Origin of the sequence: Spirillospora sp. NPDC049652, assembly GCF_040675125.1 — a bacterium.
In the GTDB taxonomy this organism is placed as follows: domain Bacteria; phylum Actinomycetota; class Actinomycetes; order Streptosporangiales; family Streptosporangiaceae; genus Spirillospora.
Genome location: NZ_JBFAOF010001095.1, coordinates 1 through 2,193, shown reverse-complemented (window position 1 = coordinate 2,193; position 2,193 = coordinate 1). Strand labels below are relative to the sequence as shown.

Annotated in this window: 2 protein-coding genes; one reads left to right on the top strand and one right to left on the bottom strand. The window is 73.5% G+C overall.

The genetic code is table 11. The features are described from left to right. Window positions 1-102: 102 nt before the first annotated feature. Complete coding sequence (locus tag AB0J52_RS37320) at window positions 103-1,896, bottom strand: glycoside hydrolase family 15 protein (RefSeq protein ID WP_500187664.1); 1,794 nt, start codon at window positions 1,894-1,896, stop codon at window positions 103-105. Between the two features lie 71 nt (window positions 1,897-1,967). Between AB0J52_RS37320 and AB0J52_RS37315 the strand changes: the two genes are divergently transcribed. Continuing rightward, window positions 1,968-2,141 carry a hydrophobic protein gene (locus AB0J52_RS37315; RefSeq protein WP_117361146.1) on the top strand — a complete coding sequence of 58 codons (174 nt, stop codon included), beginning with the start codon at window positions 1,968-1,970 and terminating at the stop codon, window positions 2,139-2,141. The last annotated feature ends 52 nt before the right edge of the window (window positions 2,142-2,193 follow it).

Genomic DNA, 2,193 nt, shown 5'->3' with positions numbered 1-2,193 from the left:
CGGCCGGTTCGACGGCCGGGCCCACGGCCGGAGCCCGCAGGTCTGGCTCAGCCGCCACCGCCGGGCGGCGGCGGGCGCGGGCCTCGCGGCCGCCGCGCTCGGCTACCGCGCGGCCAGGCGGGTCGCGGTCTCCAAGAAGAGCGCGTGAACGAACGCCTGCGGCAGGTTCCCCCGCACCTGCCGCTGGCGGACGTCGTACTCCTCGGTGAACAGCCCGGTCGCGCCGCACGCCGACCGGGTCCGCTCGAACTGCCCGACCGCGAGCTCCCGCTCACCGTGCTGGAGGTCGGCCATCGCCATCATGAAGCCGCAGAGGGTGAAGGCGCCCTCGATGTCGCCGAGCGGCCTGCGGTCCACCCGGTACCGGTAGACGTAGCCCTCCTGCTCCAGCTCGGCCCGGACCCTGCGGTAGGTCGCGGCCATGTGCGGGTCGTCGGGCGGGAACGCTCCGCGCAGCGCCGGGAGCAGCAGGGCCGCGTCCACGCGGTCGTCGTCGGCGGCCCGTTGCCAGCCGTCCCGGTCGTCCAGGGACGTCCTGGCCGTCTCGTCCAGCAGCAGGTCCGCGAGATCCTCCCAGGCCGCCCGGTCCTTGCGGGCGGCGACGACCGGCGCTGCCCGCCGGAGGCCCGCCGCGCACACCAGCCGCGAATGCATCCAGCAGCGCAGTTCGGTCTCCCACACCCCGTAGTCGGCTTCGCGCCACCGCTCCCCGATCGCCCGGACGGCCGCCGCGGCGGCCTCGGCGATGTGCGCGTCCACCCGGTCGTGGCGGGCCGCCGCGGCGAACAGCAGCAGCGCCTCGCCGAAGACGTCCAGCTGGAACTGCTTGATGACCCGGTTGCCGTAGACCGCCTCGGACCCCGGGTACCCGGGCAGCCCGGCCGGGTGCTCCCCCGGGATCATGCCTCCTGACACCGTGTAGGCCGGATGCATCCCGGCGCCGTCCTGGACGAGCCGGTCGGCCACGAACCCGGTCGCCGCGTCCAGGAGGGCGAGCTGACCGCCGTGCGCGGCCACCGCCTGCCCGGCGATGCACTGGTCGCGGATCCACGCATACCGGTAGTCGAAGTTCCGCGACCCCGCCAGGTGCTCGGGCAGCGACGTCGTGGCCGCGGCGGCCATCCCGCCCCCGGACGAGGTCAGGCCGCTGAGGACGGCGTAGGCGAGCCGCGCGTCCCTGGGCGCGACGGTGTCCGAGCAGTCGGGGATGCGCGCCTCCCAGTCGGCGCGCGTCTGCTCCCACAGGCCGTCGGGGGCCCCCGACGAGCCCTTCACCGGCTGGGTCGCCAGTTCCAGGACCAGGTCGCGCGTCTCCCCCTCCCGGAGCTCGACGTCGAAGGTCAGCGGCCATCCGGACGCGGACTCCGGCGCCCCCGTCCAGCGGAAGAACAGGTCTCCGTCCCGTCCCGCCCAGGAGCCGTCCGTCCAGTGCCGTTCGCCGCCCGCCAGGCCGAACGTCACCCGGACCCTCGCCGTCCCGTGGACGCCGAAGATCCGCCGCAGCACCACCGCACGGCCGGTCTCCGCCGGGCTGACCAGGGCCTCGTGGCACTCGACGACGCCGCCGGGCACCCCCCAGCGGCTCCGCCAGACCAGTCCGCTCTCCTCGTAGTAGCCGCCCCACACCCGCCGCTCGGCGACCGGGCACACCACGTAGCGGCCGGCGCCGCCCAGCAGGCCGGCGAACACCGGCGGCGACTCCCAGGACGGGAAGCACATCCACGCGAGATCCCCGTGGGGGCCGATCAGCGCCCCTCGTTCCCCGTCCCCCACGAAGGCGTAGTCCCGTAGCACATGAAGCATCCGGTGCCCCTTCCCCCAGAAGCGGCCGACCCTACGGACAATCGATGCCCGGGCCCCCGCGGTCCACACTGAAAAGAGTGTTGCCGATCTCATGCATAAAGCCGGAACCAAGGGTATAGAGAGGTCACCACAAGCCAATCAAGTGAAAGGGATGTGAGACCGCTATGGCGCTCATCATCGCCGTCCTCCTGCTGGCGCTACTGCTGGGCGGCCTGGGGTTCGCCGTCCACGTCCTCTGGTGGATCGCCCTGATCGTCCTGGTCATCTGGCTACTGGGGTTCGTTCTCCGTGCCGCCGACGGAGCCGGTGGCGGCCGTCGCCGCTGGTACCGATGGTGACCGCGGTCATCCATCCGTAGCCGAACGGCGGGGCCGGGGCGTTGATCGCCCC

What these genes read in the sequence shown, in the direction of transcription:
- AB0J52_RS37320 (WP_500187664.1), bottom strand. Translation starts at nt 1,896, where the DNA reads ATGAGATCGGCAACACTCTTTTCAGTGTGGACCGCGGGGGCCCGGGCA.
- AB0J52_RS37315 (WP_117361146.1), top strand. Translation starts at nt 1,968, where the DNA reads ATGGCGCTCATCATCGCCGTCCTCCTGCTGGCGCTACTGCTGGGCGGC.